Origin of the sequence: Parachlamydia sp. AcF125 (assembly GCF_018342475.1) — a bacterium.
Classification (GTDB): Bacteria; Chlamydiota; Chlamydiia; order Chlamydiales; family Parachlamydiaceae; genus Parachlamydia.
In genome coordinates this window covers 216,661-240,053 of sequence record NZ_JAEMUD010000002.1, presented here as the reverse complement: position 1 = coordinate 240,053, position 23,393 = coordinate 216,661, and the positions used below count along the sequence as shown (strand labels likewise).

The 23,393-nt window shown below is 40.9% G+C and carries 22 protein-coding genes and 1 pseudogene; 14 read left to right on the top strand and 9 right to left on the bottom strand.

Annotation, left to right across the window (positions count from 1 at the left end):
- Positions 1-14: 14 nt before the first annotated feature.
- On the top strand, positions 15-1,280 hold the full coding sequence (locus PARA125_RS05180) for a DNA-directed RNA polymerase subunit alpha C-terminal domain-containing protein (protein ID WP_213157669.1): 1,266 nt from the start codon (positions 15-17) through the stop codon (positions 1,278-1,280).
- Here the strand turns inward: PARA125_RS05180 and queC are convergent.
- The 3 genes and pseudogenes from queC to PARA125_RS09795 form a co-directional block, all read right to left on the bottom strand.
- Positions 1,277-1,939, bottom strand: coding sequence for a 7-cyano-7-deazaguanine synthase QueC (gene queC / locus PARA125_RS05175; protein ID WP_213157668.1), 663 nt, complete (start codon positions 1,937-1,939; stop codon positions 1,277-1,279). The genes PARA125_RS05180 and queC overlap by 4 nt on opposite strands.
- 1 nt (position 1,940) lies before the next feature.
- Positions 1,941-2,615, bottom strand: coding sequence for a radical SAM protein (locus PARA125_RS05170; RefSeq protein ID WP_213157667.1), 675 nt, complete (start codon positions 2,613-2,615; stop codon positions 1,941-1,943).
- Positions 2,616-3,715: 1,100 nt separating this feature from the next.
- Positions 3,716-3,919 (bottom strand): annotated as a pseudogene (locus PARA125_RS09795) (hypothetical protein); the annotation flags it as partial.
- 125 nt (positions 3,920-4,044) lie between these two features.
- Between PARA125_RS09795 and PARA125_RS09965 the strand changes: the two are divergent.
- The 6 genes from PARA125_RS09965 to PARA125_RS05145 all read left to right on the top strand — a co-directional run bounded on the left by PARA125_RS09965 (position 4,045) and on the right by PARA125_RS05145 (position 11,037).
- Positions 4,045-4,176 (top strand): hypothetical protein, encoded by a 132-nt coding sequence (locus tag PARA125_RS09965; RefSeq protein WP_283248334.1) that lies wholly within the window; start codon positions 4,045-4,047, stop codon positions 4,174-4,176.
- Positions 4,177-4,696: 520 nt separating this feature from the next.
- Positions 4,697-5,893, top strand: coding sequence for an F-box protein (locus PARA125_RS05165; RefSeq protein ID WP_213157666.1), 1,197 nt, complete (start codon positions 4,697-4,699; stop codon positions 5,891-5,893).
- Positions 5,894-6,052: 159 nt separating this feature from the next.
- Entirely contained in the window at positions 6,053-7,576 is a 1,524-nt protein-coding gene (locus PARA125_RS05160) for an F-box-like domain-containing protein (RefSeq protein WP_213157665.1), read from the top strand.
- 425 nt (positions 7,577-8,001) lie between these two features.
- Positions 8,002-8,991, top strand: coding sequence for a malate dehydrogenase (locus PARA125_RS05155; protein ID WP_213157664.1), 990 nt, complete (start codon positions 8,002-8,004; stop codon positions 8,989-8,991).
- Positions 8,992-9,014: 23 nt separating this feature from the next.
- Positions 9,015-10,178, top strand: a complete 1,164-nt coding sequence (locus PARA125_RS05150) for a citrate (Si)-synthase (protein WP_213157663.1) — start codon at positions 9,015-9,017, stop codon at positions 10,176-10,178.
- Between the two features lie 31 nt (positions 10,179-10,209).
- Positions 10,210-11,037, top strand: coding sequence for a hypothetical protein (locus PARA125_RS05145; RefSeq protein WP_213157662.1), 828 nt, complete (start codon positions 10,210-10,212; stop codon positions 11,035-11,037).
- On the opposite strand, the gene PARA125_RS05140 is transcribed toward PARA125_RS05145, so the two are convergent.
- Genes PARA125_RS05140 through PARA125_RS05130 form a run of 3 tightly spaced genes read right to left on the bottom strand, consistent with a single transcriptional unit; the run spans position 11,034 to position 13,565 of the window.
- Positions 11,034-12,029, bottom strand: a complete 996-nt coding sequence (locus PARA125_RS05140; RefSeq protein WP_213157661.1) for an FAD-dependent oxidoreductase — start codon at positions 12,027-12,029, stop codon at positions 11,034-11,036. The genes PARA125_RS05145 and PARA125_RS05140 overlap by 4 nt on opposite strands.
- A 7-nt stretch (positions 12,030-12,036) precedes the next feature.
- Positions 12,037-12,945 (bottom strand): CPBP family intramembrane glutamic endopeptidase, encoded by a 909-nt coding sequence (locus PARA125_RS10080; protein WP_213157660.1) that lies wholly within the window; start codon positions 12,943-12,945, stop codon positions 12,037-12,039.
- 11 nt (positions 12,946-12,956) lie between these two features.
- Positions 12,957-13,565 carry a peptidylprolyl isomerase gene (locus PARA125_RS05130; protein ID WP_213157659.1) on the bottom strand — a complete coding sequence of 203 codons (609 nt, stop codon included), beginning with the start codon at positions 13,563-13,565 and terminating at the stop codon, positions 12,957-12,959.
- Positions 13,566-13,724: 159 nt separating this feature from the next.
- On the opposite strand from PARA125_RS05130, the gene acs reads away from it, so the two are divergent.
- Genes acs through PARA125_RS05115 form a run of 3 tightly spaced genes read left to right on the top strand, consistent with a single transcriptional unit; the run spans position 13,725 to position 18,054 of the window.
- Positions 13,725-15,725 carry an acetate--CoA ligase gene (acs, locus tag PARA125_RS05125; protein ID WP_213157658.1) on the top strand — a complete coding sequence of 667 codons (2,001 nt, stop codon included), beginning with the start codon at positions 13,725-13,727 and terminating at the stop codon, positions 15,723-15,725.
- Positions 15,715-16,815: a bifunctional diaminohydroxyphosphoribosylaminopyrimidine deaminase/5-amino-6-(5-phosphoribosylamino)uracil reductase RibD gene (gene ribD, locus PARA125_RS05120; protein WP_249274209.1), complete on the top strand. Its 1,101-nt coding sequence runs from the start codon at positions 15,715-15,717 to the stop codon at positions 16,813-16,815. Before acs ends, ribD begins: the two co-directional genes overlap by 11 nt.
- A 3-nt stretch (positions 16,816-16,818) precedes the next feature.
- Positions 16,819-18,054, top strand: a complete 1,236-nt coding sequence (locus PARA125_RS05115) for an alpha/beta hydrolase family protein (RefSeq protein ID WP_213157657.1) — start codon at positions 16,819-16,821, stop codon at positions 18,052-18,054.
- Positions 18,055-18,303: 249 nt separating this feature from the next.
- Here PARA125_RS05115 and PARA125_RS05110 read toward each other — a convergent pair whose 3' ends face one another.
- Positions 18,304-18,750 carry a cyclin family protein gene (locus PARA125_RS05110; protein ID WP_213157656.1) on the bottom strand — a complete coding sequence of 149 codons (447 nt, stop codon included), beginning with the start codon at positions 18,748-18,750 and terminating at the stop codon, positions 18,304-18,306.
- Positions 18,751-18,863: 113 nt separating this feature from the next.
- On the opposite strand from PARA125_RS05110, the gene PARA125_RS05105 reads away from it, so the two are divergent.
- Positions 18,864-19,088 carry a hypothetical protein gene (locus PARA125_RS05105; protein WP_213157655.1) on the top strand — a complete coding sequence of 75 codons (225 nt, stop codon included), beginning with the start codon at positions 18,864-18,866 and terminating at the stop codon, positions 19,086-19,088.
- A 310-nt stretch (positions 19,089-19,398) separates the two neighbouring features.
- Positions 19,399-19,629: a hypothetical protein gene (locus PARA125_RS05100; RefSeq protein WP_213157654.1), complete on the top strand. Its 231-nt coding sequence runs from the start codon at positions 19,399-19,401 to the stop codon at positions 19,627-19,629.
- A 198-nt stretch (positions 19,630-19,827) separates the two neighbouring features.
- On the opposite strand, the gene PARA125_RS05095 is transcribed toward PARA125_RS05100, so the two are convergent.
- Both PARA125_RS05095 and PARA125_RS05090 read right to left on the bottom strand, forming a co-directional pair.
- Positions 19,828-20,997, bottom strand: a complete 1,170-nt coding sequence (locus tag PARA125_RS05095) for a class I SAM-dependent rRNA methyltransferase (protein ID WP_213157653.1) — start codon at positions 20,995-20,997, stop codon at positions 19,828-19,830.
- Positions 20,994-21,380 (bottom strand): DUF423 domain-containing protein, encoded by a 387-nt coding sequence (locus PARA125_RS05090; RefSeq protein WP_213157652.1) that lies wholly within the window; start codon positions 21,378-21,380, stop codon positions 20,994-20,996. The genes PARA125_RS05095 and PARA125_RS05090 overlap by 4 nt, the downstream gene beginning before the upstream one ends.
- Positions 21,381-21,606: 226 nt before the next feature.
- On the opposite strand from PARA125_RS05090, the gene PARA125_RS05085 reads away from it, so the two are divergent.
- Both PARA125_RS05085 and PARA125_RS05080 read left to right on the top strand, forming a co-directional pair.
- Positions 21,607-22,569, top strand: a complete 963-nt coding sequence (locus tag PARA125_RS05085; protein WP_213157651.1) for a hypothetical protein — start codon at positions 21,607-21,609, stop codon at positions 22,567-22,569.
- 215 nt (positions 22,570-22,784) lie between these two features.
- Positions 22,785-23,333, top strand: coding sequence for an NUDIX hydrolase (locus PARA125_RS05080; protein ID WP_213157650.1), 549 nt, complete (start codon positions 22,785-22,787; stop codon positions 23,331-23,333).
- Positions 23,334-23,393: the final 60 nt, after the last annotated feature.

Here is a 23,393-nt window from a genome sequence, read left to right as displayed (position 1 = left end):
CATCCGAGTTGACAATGGCTTTACTTGAAAATCTAAAGAAACAATTTGATCAATTAATAAATCCTGATAAAGAGGATGGGGAAGAAGAATTTTTTCCCCCTCTTGATAGCGGAAAAAGCTCTGCCTTCTCTCATCCTAGCAAAGATGCAGGGCTTAAACAAAACTTAAACTCCTCTCCTGCTCCTATTCCCTTTGCCGAGATTTACAAAACCGCTTATACACACGGCCTGGAAAAAACTTATGCGTTAGAAACTGTCAATATAAATTCCATTCGAAAGCTTACCCCAACAACTTCTCCAAGCCTATCCTCCTCTATCTCAGAAGAGGTTTCCGAATTTACAGTTTTAGAAAAAAAGCAATTAGAATTTGATTTTGGCCAGGGTTTTCGCGAGTGGATGGCCCCTCTCTTTCTAGAAGAACCCATTCATCTATTAGGGCTATCTTCTCCCGCTGAGAAATGTTTAGAAAAAAATGGGAAGTATACGCTCCAAGATCTTTTAAAAGCAGATACGCCAGATCTGGTATTTTTAAAAGGGATGGGGCAAGGGCATATCGATGAGATTCAGCAAGCTCTTAAAAAATATTTAAAAAATCGCTCTCTTGAGAAGGATTACTCGTTAGGATGGGGGTCCTGGATTAAAAGCCTGGTGGGATCTTACGACCGAAAAAAAAGCTATATCTTTTTGGAAAAGTTTGATCTAAGTAGTCTTCTTTCGCTTTCTCCCTTAGAAAGTATGGAAATCAGAAAATTAAGCGCTCAAAAGAAAGAAGAGTGGAGTTTAGATGTAAAACAGTTCTGCACCTCTCCTTTGAAATGCGCCCAAGTTCAGAAGCGCATGCAGGAAGTTGTAGACACTTTCATTAAGCCTTGGATGCTCAATCGATCAGGCATTGCTACTTTGCAAGAATTAAAAGAACGCCTGCAAAAAGTCTCCTCTTCTTCTAAAATCGCCCCTCGCGCTCTAGAATTTTTTAATCAGCTTTTCTATTCCAACCATTTTTGCTTAGCTTCTTTCCTGCCTGAAGTGGAAAAAGATCTTTTTTGCGTGGATCGCCCTACCGCAGCGGTCTATGAAGATTTAACAAAAAAAGCTTCGACCTATTTTTACTCTCTCAAAGTCAGCTACAACTTGGATCACTTTATAGACTTACTTGAAAAAGAAGCCATGAAAGAATGGAACTGTTACGCGCGAGCCGATATGCAAAAAATGTTACGCTTATCCCCCCTCTTTAGTGTAAGAAAAGGGGCCTCCCATCAATTGGAAATCCGGCTTAGCTAGCCTAAAGAGTGAGAAAGAAAAGCCTCACGCCGCAACACACAAGCATCACATTGCTGGCATGCTAATCCCGTTTCCGTAGGATCGTAACAGCTTGAAGTTAATTCAAAAGGGACTTTTAATCGATAACCTTCTTTGACGATTTCCTCTTTCGACCAGTTCAAAAGAGGGGTCACAATTTGGGGAGCTTTTCCTTCAACAGCTTGTTTTGTAGCCTGATTGAAAAGGTTCTGAGCTGCTTCAAAGTAGCCTGGGCGACAGTCTGGATAAGACAAAAAATCCATGGCATTTGAACCAAAATGAATCTGCTGAACCCCATGCATTTCAGCTTTAACTAAAGCATAAGCTAAAAAAAGAGTATTGCGTGCAGGCACGTAAGTGATGGGAATACTTTGCTTTAAAATATCGCCTTTGGATTTTCCTTTTTGGGGTGCCGTGGATGAGGTTAAAGCTGAGCCTCCCTGGAAGATAGATGGTTCAATCGGAATAATTTCATGTTCAACCTGATAGAAAGCTGCTATCTTTTTAGCACATTCCAATTCAATGCGGTGGCGCTGCCCATAATCAAAACTAATCGCTAGGGTTTCTATTTGCTGCTCATGAAGACGGGCAAGCATCACGGTAGAGTCTAAGCCTCCACTCAATAACACAATTGCTTGCATGTTATACTCCCCGAGTTGTTGAAGACCAAATAAACTTATGTAATTGCATGTTTAAGCGTACCGGTAACTTATCTTGCAAAATCCAACCTACAAGCTCTTTGGCCTCCAAAACATCAAACACAGGAGATAATAAAACCGGGATTTTTCGAGAAAAAAGCTGAAATTTTTCACAAACTTCTTTCGCATATAAATAATCTTGGTACCCATTGACTACAAATTTAACCTCATCTTGCGGGCGTATTTCGCTTAAATTGGGCCAAAAATTGCGATCGCTCATTTGGCTATCGGGGCATTTCACATCCAAAATAATATGCACGCGTGGGTCAACTCGATCGATGGGCAATGAACCTCCAGTCTCCAAGCTTACTGTATAGTTTTTGTCGCATAAGGAGCTCATAAGAATATGCACATTTTTTTGTAAAAGAGGCTCCCCACCGGTCACGCAAACATTTTGGCATCCAAAAGCTTCTACTTGTTCTAAAATTTGGGAAATCAAGCGGGCGTCTCCCCTTCCAAACGAATAGGAAGTATCGCACCAAGCGCAACGCAAATTACAAGCAGCTAGTCGGATAAAAGTTGTCGGAAGACCAGCAAAGCTTGTTTCTCCTTGAACACTTGAGAAAACCTCAATGATATTTAATTGTTCTTTCGAAGCAAATGTGAGTGGTTCTGTCATCCCATTCCTTTTAAAGAGCGTTTACTTTATATCTTGCAATCAATACGCATGAAAGGTACGGATTATAGCACTACTGAAGATTAAATTTGAAGAGTGGAATTTAAAAAGAGGAAAACTCAATCGTCTAACGCAATTTCAATTATTTAAAAGAAGATAAGCTAATCCCCACTTCCACTAAGTCAGCAAATTCCAGCAAGCTAAATAAGCTCTGACAAACAAACAAAATTTAAGAGCTATTTTTCTAGGAGCGCATGCAATTCTTGCTATTTATCGAAGAATACGTGTCTTATTAGCGAGATTTTGATGCAGAATAACTTTTATTAATATTTCTGAATAAAAGAAAATTAAAGATTTTCAATTTTTATTTAGAGACTGTCTACGAAAATTTTAATCCCTGTATAGGAATTGTTCTCACAAGAAGCAATACTATGAAAAATAAGAAACCACTTGTCTATCCGAGCAAACCTTCCGAGGATGAATAGAAGAGAGCCTTTAATAAAAAAAGAGAGCTGTTGGGATCCCAAGAGCCATCCTAAATTTTGCAGGCGGGAAATGTTGAATCTTATTTTTTATATTTTACGCGCAGGATGCCAATAGGGAGACATGCCTCGCACTTTTCCTCTATGGAAAGCTGCCTTAAACCCAATTTATGCGACGGAAGAAAAAGAGGCTGTTCATAACCCTCTATGAGCACTTGAGGTATATTCTGCGAAAGGCATCAGGGTGAAATGGCAACGGTCCAGTCGAAATAGTTGATAGCCAAGGTGTAAAAACAGCTGTATAGATCGTGATGGATGAGGAGCCCTATGCTGGTTAAATCAAAAGCGAGTAAACCTACCTAAAAAAGGTTCATGCAGATCTTGGTTCCAGTAAGAAATGATATGAAAGATAGAATGTTATTAGATGAAATTGAGCGGGAGCCAGTAGAAAGAAAATATAAAAACATTTGAGATAGAACCGAAAAGTTGAAAGAACTTTCGCTTGGCTAAGAAACTTACAACAGTTAAGCAAAGGCTACGAGTCCAACGCGAGGATACGAGCTTGAATAGGTTTTATTTGGGAATATGTAGAATAATGCCTAAAAGATTAAGTAATTTATGCTAGGTTCGTAGACAGTCTCTAAAAGGGCGTTTTGAAATACTATCCTTTTCTACATAAGGGTCTGAGGTTGCCCTAAAGCTACACATAAAAACCTCTGCTCGGTTCGTTGAAGTCAGGGATTCATAATCTTTACTCATTTGACGATATCTTCCAAGCCAAGTAAATGTTCGCTCGACTACCTATCGCCTAGGCAAAATGGTAAATTCCCTCTGAATAGGGATCCATTCAACTTCCCACTTTTCATTATAAATGCGGAACCTACCAGGTGGCTTTTTAACAATTTCAAGCTCAACACTCTAACTAGAAGCGATTTTTTTAGAGGCGCTCCTTGATAACTATGATCCCCTATATTTTCCGAGCCGATAGAAAAACAATAGAGTTTACTGAAAAACCTTTGGTTATCACTCACGCTACCACTTGCGATACAGATATCGAGCAAAAAGCCTGGGGTATCTACTAAAGCATGCCTTTTTCTGCCCTTTACTTTTTCCCCCATCAAATCCTACAGAGCTCCTTTCTGGATCTTAATGGATTGGCTATCGATAACCACTCCCGAGGCTTCTATATTTTTGCCAAGAAGCTCCCTTAATTGCTATGGATTCTTCCAAATATGGCCTTGTCTCGTCAATGTCTGATGAGGAAATTCATGTGCCATATGTCTACAAGGACATCCTTCTTCTTTTGCTCCCCTTCAGTTTTCGGCCTCTTTTCGTATGCTTAATTTCTATCTATTTTTGTTTTTTCCCGTTCTTCAGCCGTTAAATCATCGGGGCAAGCTTTTTTACTCATTTTATCTACTAGTTTTTATGATTTGTAATACAAATTGTTAATTATTAGCATATTGCAAATTTCCAAAACGCCATCTAAGACTGTAATTAATATTGGAATTAATGATTGTTTTTTATACCGTTGGGAATAATAGTTTAAATAGGATTTAAATTTTTACCTTCTAGAAAATAAACACATTTAAGCGAGAGATTATGACTTTTCGAGTTTGTGCGCCTCAAGACAACCTTTTCATAAGCGATACGCCAAAAATTTCGCTTAAAAATGAGAATCAAGCCTCCCTCGAAAATTTTCCCCTAGAATTGCTTAGACACATATTTAGCTATCTGCCAGCCAAAGACTATGAAAATTGCGCCCAAGTGAAGAGAGAATGGTATAATGCAACTGTAGAAGAGGCTAAAAGAAAAGAACTTCTCTTAATGAGAAGCTTTATCCAATTTTTAATAGAAGGTTTAACTTCACACAAAAAATCTATCCTGGATAAAGATCATCTTGGTGAGGCTACAACAAGCTTCCTAGAAAAACTAACAGACTATCTAGAAAAAGTTTTAAATGACCTCAATTTTTCAAATGTGGTCACCCTTTCTCAATTGAAAATTTCTATGCTGGGTGAAAAAATAAAAATTTTGGTTATGTTGAAAAAAGCGAGGCTCGCCTGCAATTTTTTAGAATTCAAAACCAAAAGCCTAGAGTTGCCTTGGCTTTTTACCGATATTTTTAATCCGGATATGGCTAATGATTCCTTTATTCTTAAAAGCATTGAAAAGCTAATTGAAAAAAAGCAATATGAAAAAGTTTTTGAAATTGCAGAAACAATTAGTACTCATCAGGGAGCTAAACCTGGAACTTGCTCTGAAAAGGCAATTCTCGCCCATATCTGCTTAAAATTAATAGAAAAAGAGCAATACGAACTAGCGGTTAGAATTTCTGAAAAGATTACTCCTTTTGAAGAAGAACTCGAAAAAACATCTTTAAAATTAAAAGAGAAAGGCTACTACGAACTAGTAGCAGTTAAAATCTCTGAAAAGTTTGCTACTTTTAAAGAAGAGCACGAAAAAATATCTCTACAATTAATAGAGAAAGGCCAATACGAATTGGCGGTTAAAACTTCTGAAAAGATGAAAGGAATATACTCCTTTAGTTCCAAAGCTCTCGAAAACATATCTTTGAAATTAATAGAGAAAGGCCAATACGAACTAGCGGTTAAAATTTCTAAAAAGGTTACTCATCCCGAAGCTCTCGAAAACATATCCTCTAGCTTATTAAAAAAATACAAAGTTGACGAAGCTATCGAAATCGCAAAAAGAATTAGAGAAAAAAAAGCGAGAAAAAGAGTAAGCCAACAATTCTTCAACTTTCAAGATGAATTAGCAAAAAGTAGGGAATTATAAAACTGCAAATGAAATTCCTAGTAAATCCTTTGCCTCTCTATTTTTTAGGGGAAATTGCAAGATATATCGAAGCTTTCTCTTGGCTTCAACTAGACCCCATGCCTATGAGTAGGCATGTTTTAGCCCTTTTAGAAAATAAACAAAAGTAAGCGAGGGATTATGCCTTTTCGGGTTTGTGCCACTCAAGATAACTTCCACACAGAAGTGATGAACTTAAAAAAAATCAGTGATTCAAAAGACCTCTTTCTCAATACCAAATTAAGAGGCTCTGCTGAGCAAGGCAAATTCCGCAGAATAGTGTATTGGATCCTTTCTCTTTTTCCTAAGGTGCATATTGCTCAAACAGCCCCTTTAAAAGTCGCTCGAGAGGTGAGTAAATTCGCAATAAAGCACCAAAAATTCTTACTCGAGAATGATCGAGCAGTTTTAATGGATGTTGTTGGGAGGCTTAAAATTAAATGTCGCAAATACGTCCATGGAAAAGAAAAAAAAGCGATTGATGAGATAATCGCAAAAATTAGAGGTTTGCAAACTAAAGAAACAAAATCTGAAAAAGCGCCCCCACCGCCCCTTCCCATAAGCGCTAAACCCGAAAATTTGCTTAAAAATGAGAACCAAGCCTCCCTCAAAAATTTTCCTCCAGAAGTGCTTAGCCATATATTTAGCTATCTTACAAGTAAAGACTATGAAAATTGCGCCCAAGTGAAGAGAGAATGGTACGCTGTAATGGTAGAAGAAGCTAAAAGGAAAGAATTTTTCTTAATTAAAAGCTTTATCCAACTTTTAATAAAAGGTTTAATTCCACACCAAAATCTCAGGCTTAGCCGGAAGGCTACAGAAAATACCCCACAAGAACTGATAGACTATCTAGAAAAAGTGTTAAATGACCTCAATTTTTCAAATGTGGCAACCCTCTTTCAATTGAAAATTTCTCTGCTGGGTGAAAAAATAAAAATTTTAGCTATGTTGGGAAACGGGAAACTTTTCTGCAAATCTTTAGAAGCCAAAGCCAAAAGCATAGAGTTACCTTGGCTCTTTAACGATATTTTTAACACAGGTACTGTTAATGACCCCTGCTATACCCATAGAAAAATTGCAAGGTTAATCGAAAAAAAACAATATGAAAAAGTTTTTGAGGTCGCTGAGATAATCAGCACCCTTCAGAGTGCTAAGCCTGGGGTCTCCTTTGAAAAGGCAATTCTCGGCCACGCCTGCTATAATTTAATAGAAAAAGAGCAATACGAACTAGCGGCTAAAATCTCTGAGAAGTTCATTTCTCGTGATACAATGCTCGGATTAATATCTGAGGCATTCATAGAGAAAGGCCAATACGAACTAGCAGTTAAAATCTCTGAAAAAATTGCTCCATGCAAGGGAAAAGAACTTGAAGAAATATCTTTAAAATTAATAGGAAAAGGTCAATACGAACTAGCGGTTAAAATTTCTGAAAAAATTATTTCCCGAGGAAGAGAACTCACAGCAATATCTTTAAAATTAATAGGGAAAGGCCAATACGAACTAGTGGTTAAAATTGCTAAAAAAATTACTCGTCCCGAATTTCTCGAAAATATATCCTTTAACTTATTAATAAAACACCAGCTCAAAGAAGCAACAGAAGTTGCATGCATGATTCATGATGAGGTTATTAAAAGCCTTGTTTTAAGTAAGATTTTCTCTATCTAGCAGGTCAAAATAGGCTGATACTCGTGATGTTCTCCTACACCTTATATTTGTAGCGGCTTCGGTGAGTTTCAGAAGAGGCCTAATGTAGGTGCATCGGGCTAGGACAGGATGTTTAAAACAAGTTGCTTGGCGTACCAAGCATTGAACTAACGTTATTTCATCATTTGTAGCCTGCATTTAATCCTATAAAATTCTTTCACTTAAGCTTCATCCCTCTCTTTTGAATCCTTTTTTAAATTTTTAAGATTTGTTCAGTATTTTTTGCCTACCCCATTTGGGAATGGCAGAAAGCAAGGTAAAACCCAGCTCCTCTAAAAAATGGATTAAAAAAAACTACAAACATACAAAGCTCGTTTTTGAAATAACTTTTTTGAAATAATTCTCTCTTCGCCTTAATATGCAATCAAGTGACCAGGAGGAATGCGATGCCAAAACCCTTAAAGCGCGTGGCTGTGACCGGAGCAGCAGGCCAAATTGCTTATAGTCTGCTATTTAGAATTGCAAATGGAGAGATGCTCGGAAAGGATCAACCGCTCGCTTTGCATCTTTTAGAAATACCCGAAGCTCTGAAAAGTTTAGAGGGAATTAAAATGGAATTAGAGGACTGCGCTTTTCCTCTTCTAAAAGAAATCCAGCTGGGCTCCGATCCTTTCCAGCTATTCGGCGATGTCGATTACGCCCTTTTACTTGGATCTAAGCCTCGCGGTCCTGGCATGGAGCGGGTGGAATTGCTCCATGGAAACAGCAAAATTTTTGTCGACCAGGGAAAAGCTCTCAATGTCAGCGCCAATCGCCAGGTAAAAGTATTTGTAGTGGGAAACCCTTGCAATACAAATTGCCTGATAGCCATGAAAAACGCCCCTCATCTTCCGCGTCAAAATTTTCATGCCATGACCCGTTTAGATCAAAATCGCGCAGTTGCCTCCCTAGCGAATTACGCCAAAACAGAGATTCAGGCAGTTAGCCAACTTGCCATTTGGGGAAATCACTCTTCAACTCAAGTCCCTGATTTTTATCATGCTCGCATTCACGAGAAGCCAGTGCTTGAAGTGATTAAAGACGAAGAATGGCTAAAAACAACCTTTATTAGAAATGTTCAGCAAAGAGGGGCCGCCATTATAGCGGCTCGGGGCAAGTCTTCTGCTGCTTCCGCTGCGCATGCGCTGATTGAGGCCGTGCAAGCCTTGATTCTCCCTACACCCGAAGGGCAATGGTTTTCTTCGGCTGTTTGCAGCGATGGAAATCCTTATGGAATCCAAGAGGACCTCATTTTTTCTTTCCCCTGCCGCCTCGACCAAAAGGGAGGCTGGGAAATAGTAAAAGGATTAGAACTCAATCCATTTTTAGAAGAAAAAATTCGCTTAACAGAGAAAGAGTTGATTGAAGAAAAGAATATCGTTATAAAACAGTCATAAAAACTTGGTGAGGAGAGAGCAAAATGGGTAAGGTTCTTTTTGAAATAACAGAGGACAATCTCGACACAGGGTTAAGGGGATATCCTGTCGGTTATTGCACAACATCACACGTAGATCCAATCAAAGGTTTATTCTATCTCAACTATCCAGTAGCAGACATTGCTTACTGGGAACCTGAGCGCGCTATCCATTTACTATATGCCGGAAAAGATGGCTCCGCCGAGGAAATCGAAGAATTTTCCCAGTCGCTCAAAAAAAATGCGGTTTGTTCTTCAAAGGTGATTGAGCATATTCGCAAGCTTCCCAGTGAAGGCCATCCTATGCAGCTATTTTGTGCCGCCTTATTTATATGCGGAATGGTTGAAGGACAAAATGATTACCAGAAAGATTGCCTTTCGTTGATTGCCAAAATCCCAGAAATTGCCGCTACAGTCATTAATTATCACGCAGGCTGGGGCGAATCCAAGCCTTCCAACCCAGACCTTGGATACATGGAAAACTTCGTGCATATGCTCAATGTACCTCGCGCCTCTCCGGAAGAATTGATCGAAGTTTTTAAGGTATTTAATGTGCTCCATCTCGACCATGGGGGTGGTAACCTCTCAACTTTTGTAGGAAAAGCCGTGGCCTCAGGTTTGCAAGATATGTATGGATCGATTGCCGCCGCGCTGAGTGCTTTAGCTGGTCCACGCCATGGAAGAGCTAATCAGGATTGTTTAGAATTTATCCAAGAAATCCAACAAGAGCTTAAAGATGACATCACCCCTGAAAGTGTGGAGGCTTTAATTCGCAAGCGATTAGCCAATGACCAACTCCTTTTTGGCTTCGGGCATGCAGTCTTACGCGTAGAAGATCCTCGCGCCACTGTCTTTTACACTTTGGCTGAAAAGAAATATCCCGACCATCCCTTGGTTAAATTAACGCATATTTTACGTACAGTAGCACCTAAAGTCCTTGCAGAAAATCCTAAAATTTCTGATCCTTATCCCAACGTGGATGCAATTTCGGGCACGGTCTTATCTGCTGCAGGCTTTCCCTATCCGGAATATTTCACCCTTTTATTCGGCCTTGCACGGGCGGTCGGGATTAGCATACAAATTGTGTATGAACGATGCATCGCACGGGAAGGGAAAGGATTGCCGATTGTTCGTCCAAAATATTTATTTAAATCATCTCCAACGGCTTAATTTTATAGACCTGTTGCTCAAATGAGGACTTATGACCTTAAAAGATATACAATTCATTTTTAATCGGGCTTTATCTCTGAGCTTCTGCAAAAAAAAATGGCTGCTTACGTTTTGTGTGCTGGCATTATGCGGGATTTTGGTCGTTTTTTTTCGCGGGCTGGCTTTAAAAGCAAACCAATGGGTGGTGATGAGCTTGACTTTTCTTCCCATTTTTCTTTCCGCTGGAATTATGCTCTCCCTGGGAATTTTTTTAGCTCGCATTTATCACCACGAGATCAAAAGAAAAGAGGTCAATTATAGAGATATCTTAAATAAGTCGTGGGAAGTGGTCATTGGGGCCACCTATTTTTGCGTTCCCATCATTTTGAGTTATTTATTGCTGTGGATAGTGATGGGAATTTTTATGTTGCTCAATGATATTCCAGGATTAGGAGATTTCTTTGGAGTCGTGCTTTCTTTTGCTCCCTTTCTGCTAAATTTCGGCTCGCTCATCCTTTGCTTATTCAGCCTTTCCCTGTTATTTTTTATGACCCCTTTACTGGCTTTAAGAGGTCTTAATCGGTTGGAAATTTCCCAAATTCTTATCAAAAGGGTAAAAGAAGATATTTTTTCCAATCTCCTTCTCGCTCTTGTGGCCTTATTTCCCCTGATGTCAATTGTCGGCTTGCTTGTTCTATCGGCCGTTTTAACAGGCTCATTGTGCGACTATTGCGATACCCCTACTTACACAATTCTCCAGTGGTTTTTTATTATGATCCCTTTTACCGCTATACTAGCACCCGCAATCATTTTCTTTTTCAATTTCTCCACTGAAGCCCACGTGTTGTTGCAAAAAGAGTTGAAAGGAGAGGCAGCCTAAGGTTGAAATTCTTCATAAATGGAAGAAACGAGTTGCTTAGCATAAAGGGCATGGTATAGAAGCCCTTTAGAACCCATCCCTGTGAGAACCCAGGTGTTGGCCTCTATTCTTTTGTAAAACGGAAGATGGTCTTTTGAAGCTATCCGCACACCTGCATAACCCTTTACGATTCTCATCTCTTTGACGGGCGGAAAAAAAGCCGCTGCTTTGGGGATAATTTCTTGAATAGCCGCTTCAAGGTCAACTTCCAAACTTTTAAATTTTTTTTCAAAAGTTGATCCTACCAAACAGGTCTTGCTGTCGGGAGACATGGTTAAATAGGCCTGCGAGCTTAAAGGAAAAGGCAAAGGCGCTAAGCCACGAGGCCACTCTAGCTCAAGCAGCTGCCCTTTCACTAAGCTCATGGGATCGCGCTTTAAATCGAGCATTTGCACCACATCGCTACCCATAGCCAAAACCACACAATCAAAATGACTTAATTCCTCTAAGTCCTTGACTTCCTGCTGCAGGAAGGTGGCGCCCTTCTTTTGACAGGCTATCCACAACCCCCATAAATAACGATCCGGGTAGACAGCCATTGCTGTCTGAATAAAAATGCCCGCTTTTGCAACCACGCCAGGCACCTGTTGCTGGCATTGGGGTTCAGAAAAAAATTGCACTTCCGGATAGCGCGCGGCGCTGAGTGTAAAATCACTCAATTGCAGTTCCGTTAGGGCTAAACGCAATAGCCCCTTTCGCGTTGCTACAGAAGCGCCCAGGGCTTCTTCAGCGACTTGGATCAGCTGGCATGATTCTTCCCATCCCTCTTTACCCCAGCGATTAAGTTTAGCATGTGCGCCTGCATAAGGGTGAAATAAACCAGCGGCTATTCCTGAAGCTCCTCCACCGATTCCTCTCTTGTCCAAAATGGTCACCTCGACGTGCTCTCGCTGGAGAAAATACCAAGCAGCTGCAAGCCCGCTAAAACCTGCTCCTATGATCGCTATCCGCATCCTTCTCTCATACTTTTAAATAAATGGCCGCTAAAGCAATTGAATTAAAGGCCAAATGAAGGCCAAAAGGAGCCCAAATAGATTGTTGCCGCTCTTTGATGAAACCTAAAAAACATGAAAAGATAAAAAGGACTCCCACAAATTGAATATTTCGAATACCTTGCCTCTCTGCATAATGGAAAAGAGCAAAAACCAAAGAGGTCAATCCAATCGTCCAAAATCTCCCCAGCTTTTGTTTGATCCATGTTTGCAAATAACCTCTAAATAAAATTTCTTCTGCAAACGGGACCAAAATTAAAACGGACAAGCTTGTCACAAGAAAAAGAGCCCCATTTTCTCTAACCGCCATAATTTTTTCCACAGGGGCTTGTTCCACAGCTGGGATGTGAAAAATTTCAAAAAACACTTCCAGAATTTCATTAAAAAGGATGATTAAAGGGTAGCAAATAAAAAGGGTTAAAATCCCTCTTCCAAAATCACGTAACCCCCGTGAGACAACGCTTAGTCCCTGTTTTCCGGCTAGGGCCTCCCAAGTGTCAGGTCCCCAAATATAGCTGTAAAAAAGAATACCACTTACACTCGACAAAATAAACAGAAGGTCCATCCAGCCTAAGAAATGGGGCGGTAATGCTTCCTCTAGGGGAGCCTCTTTTAAAATAGGCACGCCCATTTTTAGTAAAAGATAAGCGCGCAAAAGCACCGTTATGAGCGCATTTACGCCTAAGAAAACCGCAAAAACCCCCACTAATTTTAAAAAGGAAAGGGGCGAGCGATCCAAAAAAAAGGGATCCTCATCTCCAGGTAAGCTATAAAATCCCCAAAAATAAGCGATCCCATTTACGATTAAAGTGGCGAGAAAAAAGAAGGCGATTGCTCCTGCATGAGGAAGAATTGTTTCTTGAATGACCCCCTCCACCTTTACCTCGTTTATTTGGACTCTTTTCTGACGCTGATAATTTCCACCGTTTCTTTAGGCACATCACTGTGACCAGCATAAGAACCGGTTTTCACTTGGCGAATCTGGTCTACCACATTCATCCCGCTAATCACCTGTCCAAAAACGCAATAGCCAAAGTCGCGAGGCGTTTCACCCCGGTGGTCTAGAAAATGATTGTCTGCCACATTAATAAAGAATTGGGCAGTGGCACTATTTGGCTCTGAAGTACGTGCCATCGCGATCGTTCCTCGCTTATTAGAAAGGTTATTCCCCGCTTCATTTTTGATAGGAGCTTTAGTGGGCTTTTGCTGGAATTCTTTTGTAAATCCTCCCCCCTGAATCATAAATCCATCGATAACGCGGTGAAAAATGGTATGATCATAAAATTCCGACTCGACATAGTCTAAGAAGTTTTTTACGGTAAGAGGGGCTTCTTTTGAAAAGAGCTCCAATTTAATTTCTCCCAAAGAAGTTGCCATAATCACGACTTCTTTTTCTGCTTTATTTTCCATTGTTTTTAACTCCTCAGGTGTGGCGAAGCCTAATGGTGTGCCACAGATGAATAATGCCAAGGCGATGCGAAACAACTGCGTTTTCATAAAGGCTCCTTGTATAGTTAATGGGTTTACTAGAAGACGCATTGTATTCAAACTCTCCCATTTCTTTCCTCTAAAAAATAGATTCACCTTGCATTTTAGCCTTCAAAATCAATCCCAAAAACGTTATCCTTAAAGCCCTATTACAAAAGGAAATAAAGTATGGCTGATTCTAATCTTCCCTATCTCGAAAATTTAATGAAAGAGAAACGCTTTTTTTCTCCTTCAAAAGAGTTCCGGCAAACTGCCTGGATAAAAAATGAGGAAGAATACCAGGCTCTTTACCAGAGGTCATTGTCTGATCCAGATTCGTTCTGGCTTGAACAGGCAGATGCATTGACTTGGGCAAAGAAGCCCTCTGTTGCTGGAAAGCATACGTGGGATTCAGAGCAACGTTTAATCCAACACACCTGGTTTGAAGATGGAAATTTAAATGTCAGTGTGAATTGCTTAGATCGACATTTGACTTCATCTACGTCTGATAAAATAGCCATTCTGTGGCAGGGCGAGAGCGACGAAGAAGTTCGAAAAATCACCTATAGAGAGCTTCATCGAGAAGTTTGCCAATTTGCCTCCGTCCTTCAAAGAAAGGGAATCCAAAAAGGGGATCGAGTCTGTTTATATTTACCTATGATTCCTGAACTAGCCATTGCGATGCTTGCATGTGCCCGCATTGGAGCTATTCACTCGGTCGTTTTTGGTGGCTTTAGCGCCGAGGCCCTTATTCACCGCATCAATGACGCCTCGTGTAAATGCGTGGTGACTTCCAATGTTTCCTTGCGCGGTGGAAAAGAGATTTTCTTGAAGAATACAATCGATAAAGCTTTAGAATTATGCCCCACTGTCGAGCACGTGATCGTAGTAAAACGAAATCACACCCCTTGCTTCATGAAAGAAAAACGGGATTATTGGTATCATGAGGAAATGGCGTCAGCCTCATCCGATTGTCCACCTGTTATTTTAAAGGCAGAAGATCCCCTTTTTATTCTGTACACTTCTGGCTCAACAGGAAAACCCAAAGGAGTGGTGCATACGCAGGCCGGATACCTTCTGTATGCCGCTTTAACCCACCGCTATGTATTTAACATCCATGAGGAGGATGTCTACTGGTGTACAGCTGACATTGGCTGGGTGACGGGACATAGCTATGTGATATACGGCCCTTTAGCAAACGGCTCCACCTCCCTCATGTTCGAAGGGATGCCCACTTACCCTGATGCGGGTAGGTATTGGCAGGTGATTGATAAGCACAAGGTCACGGTGTTTTATACCTCCCCCACAGCCATTCGCACCTTAATTTGCTTAGGACAAGAGTTCCCCCAAAAATACGACCTGACTTCCCTTCGTTTACTAGGCACGGTGGGAGAGCCCATTAATCCTGAATCTTGGATGTGGTTTTACGAAAACATTGGAAATAAGCGGTGCCCGATTGAAGATACTTGGTGGCAAACAGAAACAGGGGGAATTATGATTGCTCCTTTTCCAGCTTGCTTTGGGTTAAAACCTGGAAGCGCAGGGCGTCCATTTTTTGGCATCGAGCCTGTCGTATTGCGCTCAGATGGCACCCCTTGCCACTTGCATGAAGGAGGAAGCCTTTGCATTAAAAAACCTTGGCCTGGAATCATGCGAACCACATGGGGAGATCATCAACGCTTTGTTAGCTCCTATTTTACAACTTTTAAAAACCTTTATTTTACAGGGGATGGCTGCCACATCGATTCGGATGGGGATTATTGGTTGCTGGGCCGATTAGATGACGTAGTCAATATCTCGGGTCATCGCATTGGGACAGCTGAAGTTGAGAGCGCTTTAACAAGCTTTCCCTCTGTCGCTGAAGCTGCCGTAGTCCCCTTTCCTCATTCCATTAAAGGGCAAGGATTAGAAGCTTTTGTCACCCTGGTAGACGGCATTTCCCCCACTGCTGCCCTCAAGCAATTTTTATGTGAACATGTTAAACAAGTCATAGGTGCCATTGCTGTGCCCGAGCGAATCCAATTTGCCAAAACTTTACCTAAAACACGCTCAGGAAAAATCATGCGACGGATTCTCCGCAAAATTGCAGAAAATGACTTAGAAAATTTTGGCGATCTCTCCACTTTATCTGATCCTCAAGTGATTTCAGAGTTACTAAAAGCACGAGGAGATCTCGCGCATGTCGGTTGAGGTCGCCTTTATGGATCGCGCTTTAGCTTTAGCTATGCAAGCGCGATTTCTTTCTCCGCCTAATCCCTGGGTAGGGGCTGTCATTGTCAATGCAGGCAAAATTGTGGGGGAAGGTTTTACCCAAATCCCCGGATCAGCCCATGCGGAGATCATCGCTTTGCAGCAGGCCCGAAAGCTGGCTGAAAATAGCACCCTGTACGTGACGCTTGAGCCGTGTGCCCATTTTGGAAGAACGCCTCCTTGTATAAAGGCCATTATCCAAGCTAAAGTGGCCCATGTGGTGATCGCTTTAGAAGACCCCGACCCTCAAGTCCAAGGAAAAGGGATCCAACAGCTTAAAGAAGCAGGGATCTTAGTCAGTGTGGGAATTAGACAACAAAAAGCCGCCGAGCTATTAGAGCCTTACCTTTTTCAACGCAAAACAGGCCGACCGTTTTGCATCGCCAAGGCAGCGATTAGCCTGGATGGAAGAATCGCAGCTTCCGATTACAGTTCAAAATGGATCACGAATGAGTTAGCAAGGGAAGATGCTCAAAAACTTCGAGCCGAGTCACAAGCGATTTTAATTGGTTGCGGCACAGCCAAGCATGATCGCCCTCATCTGACAGTGCGCGCATTCTCTCCTCCCCCCCATACCCCCCCTCTTCGGGTTGTTCTAGATAGCCGAGGCTCGTTAACAGATCCCTCCTCTCCCCTATTTAACATCCACTTAGCCCCTACCTGGATTTTAACGACAAGCGATTGTCCTCAAAAGGTGCGCGAGTTGTGGCACGAGCATGGAGTAAAATCGTTTGTTTTGTCAAAAGCGAAAAATGGGGAGGGGGTTGACTTAAATGAAGCAATGGAGACACTAGGAAGTAGGGGAATTTTGCAAGTGTTAATTGAAGGCGGTGCAACTGTACTGGGGCAATTTATGCGCGAGCAACTTATCCAAGCCCTCCACCTCTATGTAGGTCCTAAAATACTAGGCTATGATGGTATTCCCCTGTTTGGCAGCTATTCTCCTAAAACCCTGATTAACGCTCCGCAATTTCAATTAAAAGAAACAAAACGTTTGGGCGATTGCGTCTATTTGCATTATCGGAGGTAAACTATGAATAATCTTTTTACTGCTACCCAGCTAAATGCTCAACTACTTAGAACCATTTCTTATACCTATTGCGAAGGAGCCGATATTGGCGAATGCTTATCTACCGCAGAACATATTAAAGAAAGCGAGTGGGACAGCTGGTATGAAAACTGGCTGCAAACAGCTCAGAGGATAGAGCAGTCGGCCGAGACTTCCAAAGCTGCCGGAAATTTGATTAGCGCGCGTCAAGCTTACCTACGCGCTTCTAATTACTACCGGACAGCCTTTTTTTTCTTACACGGCCAGCCTGTAGACCCTCGTTTAGTCCAGGCTTATCAATCCCACATTGAAACCTTCGCGAAAGCAGCAGAGCTCTTTTCCCATCCGGTTGAAGCTGTCCGTATCCCTTTTGAAAACACTTCTCTGCCTGGATATTTTTACCGAGCCGATTCTTCGGATGTAAAACGGCCGGTGATTATTGTAAACGGAGGAAATGATACCACTCAACAAGAATGCTATTTAACTTTTGCAAATGCCGCTTTAAAAAGAGGTTATCACGTTTTATGCTTTGACGGTCCAGGCCAAGGAGAATCTCTCATTAAAGAAAACCTCTACATGAGACCTGATTGGGAAAAGGTGATTTCCCCCGTTGTCGATTTCCTCATCAAACAACCAGAAGTTAAATCAAATGCGATTATACTCATCGGTTTAAGCTGGGGAGGATGGCTCGCTGCACGCGCTGCGGCCTTTGAACACAGGCTAGCGGGGCTGATTGCAAATCCAGGCCAATTTGATGCGCTTGAAAACATTAAAAAAAGCTGTCCCGAATTGACAACCCTGCTTGATCACGATGAAAACCTTTATTTGGAAAAATTTATGGCTCAAGCCCTGGCAAACCCTTTCATGGCTTTTAAATTTAAAAGCAAAATGTGGGTACATGGTGTAGAATCGCCCGTTGAGCTATTGCGCGCTTGGCAGGCATATAATTTAGCAGGGATTTCTCAAAACATCCGCTGCCCCTCCCTCATTTTGAACGCAGAGAATGAGCAATATTGTCCAGGGCAAGCAGAAGAACTTTATGAAACGCTCACCTGCCCTAAAGATTACTTTTTATTCCCCAGCTCCGAAGGCGCAGGCGAGCACTGCGCAGCAGGAGCACTCTCTTTTTTCCACCAAAAAGCCTTTGATTGGCTGGAGCAGCTTCTAGCTCCCCATTTTCCCCTCCCCCCAACTGAGAACGAGCCTCTTTATTCGATGTAAGGGTATTGCATGAGTATCTTTTTCCCTGGGCAGCCTGTACTCCATATATTTAAACATAAAGGCTTAATAGGACGTGATCGAAACACAGCCAAGAAGCCCCCGGATTATACTAAACGAGAACTAAAATTTTTTATTAAATTTTTGGTATAGTCTATTCAGTTTTAGAACACATTTCTGAAATCTTTGTATAAATCATCAACCAGTTCAGGCCTATCTTTTATTTTTTCCTAAAGCTTTGTCAAGTTGATGTCAAAAATCACTAGGAAGCTCACTAATACTGAATCCTTCTTCTCCATCAGAAGGTTGCCGCAACGAGCAGGACTTTTGAGTAGGAGAATTAGGGTTAAGAGGTTGATTACCCAAGAACTGTTGAGGTTTCATTGGATTTCTTTTGCTAATACAATAATAAAAAATTTTAGATATTTTTTCAGCGGTTTCAGGGTTGTATTCCCCTTGAGATTCTACTTTTCTTCTTGCAAATCGACAACCATCATACAAAGACAAATGTTTTTTTTCATCTACCACAACGGCGATAATATAATCTAAATTTTTTTCAAAATTTTTTCCCATCAGCTTGCCGAAAGATTTTTCGGTCAAATAATCTATTTCGTCAGCACAACCATGTGTAACTGGTTTATACGCATCGGCTAGATTATACGCACCAAATGGATTATACGCCTCAACTGAATGATACATTTAAACCTCTATTTTAATTTACACCTTTTTTACTGAATGCTACAAATAAGCTATCAACTGAATGCTACAAATAAGCTATCATAAGTTAGGTTAACACTACAAAGAGAAATTTTATGCAGCATACAGGCTTAACTCCTCCTCCTTCACCACCCGCTAGTATAACGGTTGGCTCTTCTTACACTAAAGCATCTCAAGCAAATGAAGTATCTCAAACGGAGGAACAGCAATCACAAAAAGAAGAAGGGCAATCTCCCCCTCCGCCTCCTTCTGTCTCTCACTTGCAAAATATATCCAAGAGAGAAATTGGAAACAATCTAGCCTGCAAAACTTCTTATTAGGCCAATTAGACCAAGCTAAAAAGCGTGAAAGAGAAGAAACGTCTCCATCAGAAAAACAGCAAACATCTGAAGAGGAACCTCAACCGCAAGAAGAAGAAAGAGAAGGAATAGACATAAAGGAAAGCATTGATAACTTGTGTAAAATACGCACTGAGTATAACACTTATAAACAAAACATAGCTGAGCAAGAGAGTTTTTGCACTTAATTTTTTCTAAGATGCAAATAGATAACCTAAATAAAAAGTTATTTACAATGATAACTAAGAAACTAATATTTTGACGGCTGTGTTGAAAAATTCTCTCTAGGATCTTGCTGATATCCCTTGAAAAAAAGAAACTCTTTGTTTTTTCCGACCAAAGAAAAGACCAAGGAGTTTCTGATGCGCGAACGCAACTGGCAGGCCAGACCACTTTGGGGTGGATGGCAGGCTATAATCGCCGGTTTTTAGTAGAAACGGTCTTTTCCAGTTTGAAACGCTTATTTGGCAATCGATCTTTTTCAAAAACGATTGGGGGTCAGATGGTTGAAAGCCGATCTTAAAAGCCGCAATTTAATCTACTATACCTTACAAGCTAGGCGCTTGCTAAACCATGAATAAAGCCTATCAAATAGGCATAGCTGGAATAGCCTACTTGGCGGCTTAAAGCATCGAGCGAGCGCTTGTTGTTACCATTCTCAAAAGAAAGGGGCATAAGAAATCCCGCACCTACTTTAAAGGCAGGGCTAGATGATCCCCATTTAATTTAAAAAAAGAAGCAGGCTTTTAAGGTAATCTCCTTCCGGATGGGCCAGGTTAACAGGATGATCAGGAGCTAAATGGTGACGCCCGATAATTTTTGCGCTTCTTTTAGCCTCTTCACAGGCCTGAAAGACCACTTTTTGAAATAAATTCTCATCGACAAAGTATGAGCAAGAGCTTGTTAAAAGCAACGAGCCCCTTGGCATTTTTTGCATAGCTAAGCGATTAATATCTTTGTAAGCTCGGCAGGCAGAAATTTGATCGCTTTTTTTCTTGGCAAAGGCGGGAGGATCCAGGATCACTAAATCATAATCCAGCTTGGAACTGCGCAAAAATTCAAACACATCTTCACAATAAAATTCGGTTGTACATTGGGCAGGATTAAGCTTCATATTGATTTTAGCGTCTTGAATAGCTTTTTCAGAGATATCCACCGAATCCACCCTTTTGGCCCCTCCAGCTGCAGCGTAGACACTAAAGCCACCTGTATAGCTAAAACAATTTAACACCCGCTTTTGCAAAGCTAATTGACGGATTTGTTGGCGCATTTCCCGATGGTCAAGAAAAAAGCCTGTTTTTTGCCCATGCACAAGGGAAACTTTAAAGCGAAGCCCATTTTCAAGGATTTCAACTTCTTTAGAAAAATGCCCTTTTAAGACTCCTTGAAAAGGTTCCAGCCCTTCTTCTTTGCGGGAAGGAAGCAGGGATTTTTCATAAATAAGCTGCGGGGAAAGAAGCCTTTCTAGCTCCGAGACAATCACGCCTTTTAATCTTTCCATTCCGAGGGTAGAAATTTGAAGCACCAGATTGTCTGCGTATTGGTCTACAATTAAGCCTGGTAGACAATCCCCTTCTCCATTCACTAAACGATAGGCCGTGGTACTCTGTCCCTGAAACCACCTCTTGCGGAATTGAATCGCCCGTTCAAGGTTTTCCCGAAGCGCATTTTCTGCTTGTACTTCCCCAAAAGCAACCATTCTACCGGCTATGGAAGAGTGTTTATTAAAATAAGCTTGCCCCAATAAAGTCTGGTTGGAGGCGTAGACAGGGAGAATTTCTCCATTTTCATAGGAAGGGCTTGAGGCAATTGCTCCTGAAAAAATCCAATGATGATGGTGAAGAATGGCTTTTTCCTTACCTGGCTTTAATATCACCCGTTTTTGTTTCATGCTCCTTTGCAAACTCCTATTAAGAAAAATAGCCAACCGATAAGCAGTGTTATCCCTCCTATGGGGGTCACTGCGCCCCACCATTTCGCCCCTGTGTATGCTAAAGCATACAAACTGCCAGAAAAAACTAAAATCCCCACAGCCAAGCAGTACCCACCCATGATTAAGGCAAACGCAGGAAAAAGTAAATAAACAATCCCGATTAAAATGAGCCCTAACGCATGATACATCTGGTAGCGAACTCCAATTTCAAATATTGCTAAAGCATCAGCTGCAAGGCGATTTTTCAGATAATGGGCTCCAAATGAACCCATTGACACTGCTATCAAAGCAAAAAGTGCTCCCAGTAAAATGAAAATTTTTGGAGATGAAAAAAGATGCATGGGCTCCTCAAACCATTTAAACAAATCAGGGAGTATACTTTTTCTAGGCAATATTCTCTATCTGATTTTCACTAAAATTGTAAATTTAATCCTTTAATATCTGCTTAAGCAATTTGAACAATTGATTAAAATACAAAGCAAAAGTAAATTAAATGGCATTTCCAACAAAAATGATAGCGAACCTAATTTTCAACACTTACAACCGCAAACTCAAAGGAAATTAAAGATGAATGCAATTGGGAATTATCCACAAATTAATCCTTCACAAGTAAGTCCTCAAACTTCTTTTTATATTCGCTTCCAATGCTATAAGCTTAAACAACTTGTCAAAAAAGTTCCCCCTTTTTCTCCCGACCTATCTCAGAATGCCTCGTCGCGAATTGTAATGGATCTGACACCTTATTTTTCCTCTTCTTTAACAATCGAGTATTCCCGACGCTCTAAGCGTAAATTTTTAACCTTTATAGACAAAAGTACTGTTACTTGCTACCCTCTTGATCGTGTTAAAGATTATAAAGTGCGATTCCTCTTATCGAAAATAAGCAGAAGGTCCATTCGGCTACCCATTCATTGGAAGCTTTCTGGTTATTTCAACCAGCGCCACAATCCACACCGAATCCAAATTTTCCTCCAACAATTCTCTAAAAGTGAGCTAAGACAAGTCGCTTCCCTAAATTTAAGCTATAGCAATTTACTTAGCTGTGAGGTAAAAGGGTTAACAGATAAGCTTCCTAACCTGCGTAAATTAGTCTTAAGGGGGTGCACCGAAATTGATTGGAAAAATTTTTTACTGCCCAAGCGTGTTCAAAAGCTAGATATCAGCGAAACGAGTATTTGTGCTAAGCAAATGGCAAGAATTTACCGCTCTTTCAACGAAAGAAGCAATCGCCTAGCTGTGGATTTGATTACTGATAATTGCCCTAAAATTCCCCCTCTCATTTCAGCCTTAACAAGGTATGCGCTTGCCTATCAAATAAATCCCCTTCTTCCCAATCTTTCATTTTTAAAAAATCCTCCTTTTAACCACCCTGCCTTTTTATCCACTTTTTTTAAAAATATCCTAAGCTACTCTAACATGCATAAAAAAACGGTGTTTTACTTTAAAGGATTTTCTCTGCCTCCCGACCTGGAAAAAGAGCTAGAAAAGGCTAAAAAATCTAATCGGCTCAAAAAATTTATCTTAGCATAAAGGAGAAAGTCACCCTAGCTCGCTGGGCTTGCTTCGCAAAGTAAAACTAACTAAGCTAAAATTAGAGAATTTGCTGGCAGAAAATCAAAGTATTTTGGCAGCATGGCAGGATTTTTCACAGGAAATAGCCTGCCAGCTAAGTTAAAAGCAACTGAAGCTTGATAGGAAACCAAGCTTCAACTAGATAAAGAATGCTTTAATTTAAAAGGAACCGCATGCACGAATCCCCTTCTCACCCTTTTATGGAAATTCCTCATACCGAGGCAGTTTATGCAGGCAGGCGATTTTCAGTATACCATGCTGAAATAGCGGATAAACACGGAAAATTAGTCAAACGGGAGGCGATTATACACCCTGGAGCTGTGGTCATCTTGCCTATTGTAGATGAATCCCATGTGGTCATGATCCGGAATGAGCGGATTATTGTAGGAAAAACCTTATGGGAGCTTCCTGCGGGTACCTTAGAGCCTAAAGAATCCCCGCTAGAAGCTGCCTATCGGGAACTTGCTGAGGAGACAGGTTATCAAGCTTCGCAGATTTCCTTCTTAACTTCTTTTTATAGCAGCGCGGGGATATGTGATGAAAAAATGTTTATCTATGCAGCCCGCGATTTGAGGCATGTGGGCCAAAAATTGGATGATACGGAGAAGATTTCCGTAGAAATCCTATCTTGGAAGCAAATTCTTGATTGGATTAGAGCGGGGACTATCCAAGATGGAAAAACCCTTGCAACGCTTCTTTTTTATAAAGTTTATTGCTTTTAATTTAATCGATTTTAAAAAAAGGATTAGGCTAAGTGAAATTAACACTAGCTATCAATTCAA

Bases quoted from the DNA above. Each gene is read 5' to 3' on its own strand.
- PARA125_RS05180 (WP_213157669.1), top strand. From the start codon at position 15: ATGGCTTTACTTGAAAATCTAAAGAAACAATTTGATCAATTAATAAAT.
- queC (WP_213157668.1), bottom strand. From the start codon at position 1,939: ATGCAAGCAATTGTGTTATTGAGTGGAGGCTTAGACTCTACCGTGATG.
- PARA125_RS05170 (WP_213157667.1), bottom strand. From the start codon at position 2,615: ATGACAGAACCACTCACATTTGCTTCGAAAGAACAATTAAATATCATT.
- PARA125_RS05165 (WP_213157666.1), top strand. From the start codon at position 4,697: ATGACTTTTCGAGTTTGTGCGCCTCAAGACAACCTTTTCATAAGCGAT.
- PARA125_RS05160 (WP_213157665.1), top strand. From the start codon at position 6,053: ATGCCTTTTCGGGTTTGTGCCACTCAAGATAACTTCCACACAGAAGTG.
- PARA125_RS05155 (WP_213157664.1), top strand. From the start codon at position 8,002: ATGCCAAAACCCTTAAAGCGCGTGGCTGTGACCGGAGCAGCAGGCCAA.
- PARA125_RS05150 (WP_213157663.1), top strand. From the start codon at position 9,015: ATGGGTAAGGTTCTTTTTGAAATAACAGAGGACAATCTCGACACAGGG.
- PARA125_RS05145 (WP_213157662.1), top strand. From the start codon at position 10,210: ATGACCTTAAAAGATATACAATTCATTTTTAATCGGGCTTTATCTCTG.
- PARA125_RS05140 (WP_213157661.1), bottom strand. From the start codon at position 12,029: ATGCGGATAGCGATCATAGGAGCAGGTTTTAGCGGGCTTGCAGCTGCT.
- PARA125_RS05130 (WP_213157659.1), bottom strand. From the start codon at position 13,565: ATGAAAACGCAGTTGTTTCGCATCGCCTTGGCATTATTCATCTGTGGC.
- acs (WP_213157658.1), top strand. From the start codon at position 13,725: ATGGCTGATTCTAATCTTCCCTATCTCGAAAATTTAATGAAAGAGAAA.
- ribD (WP_249274209.1), top strand. From the start codon at position 15,715: ATGTCGGTTGAGGTCGCCTTTATGGATCGCGCTTTAGCTTTAGCTATG.
- PARA125_RS05115 (WP_213157657.1), top strand. From the start codon at position 16,819: ATGAATAATCTTTTTACTGCTACCCAGCTAAATGCTCAACTACTTAGA.
- PARA125_RS05110 (WP_213157656.1), bottom strand. From the start codon at position 18,750: ATGTATCATTCAGTTGAGGCGTATAATCCATTTGGTGCGTATAATCTA.
- PARA125_RS05105 (WP_213157655.1), top strand. From the start codon at position 18,864: ATGCAGCATACAGGCTTAACTCCTCCTCCTTCACCACCCGCTAGTATA.
- PARA125_RS05095 (WP_213157653.1), bottom strand. From the start codon at position 20,997: ATGAAACAAAAACGGGTGATATTAAAGCCAGGTAAGGAAAAAGCCATT.
- PARA125_RS05090 (WP_213157652.1), bottom strand. From the start codon at position 21,380: ATGCATCTTTTTTCATCTCCAAAAATTTTCATTTTACTGGGAGCACTT.
- PARA125_RS05085 (WP_213157651.1), top strand. From the start codon at position 21,607: ATGAATGCAATTGGGAATTATCCACAAATTAATCCTTCACAAGTAAGT.
- PARA125_RS05080 (WP_213157650.1), top strand. From the start codon at position 22,785: ATGCACGAATCCCCTTCTCACCCTTTTATGGAAATTCCTCATACCGAG.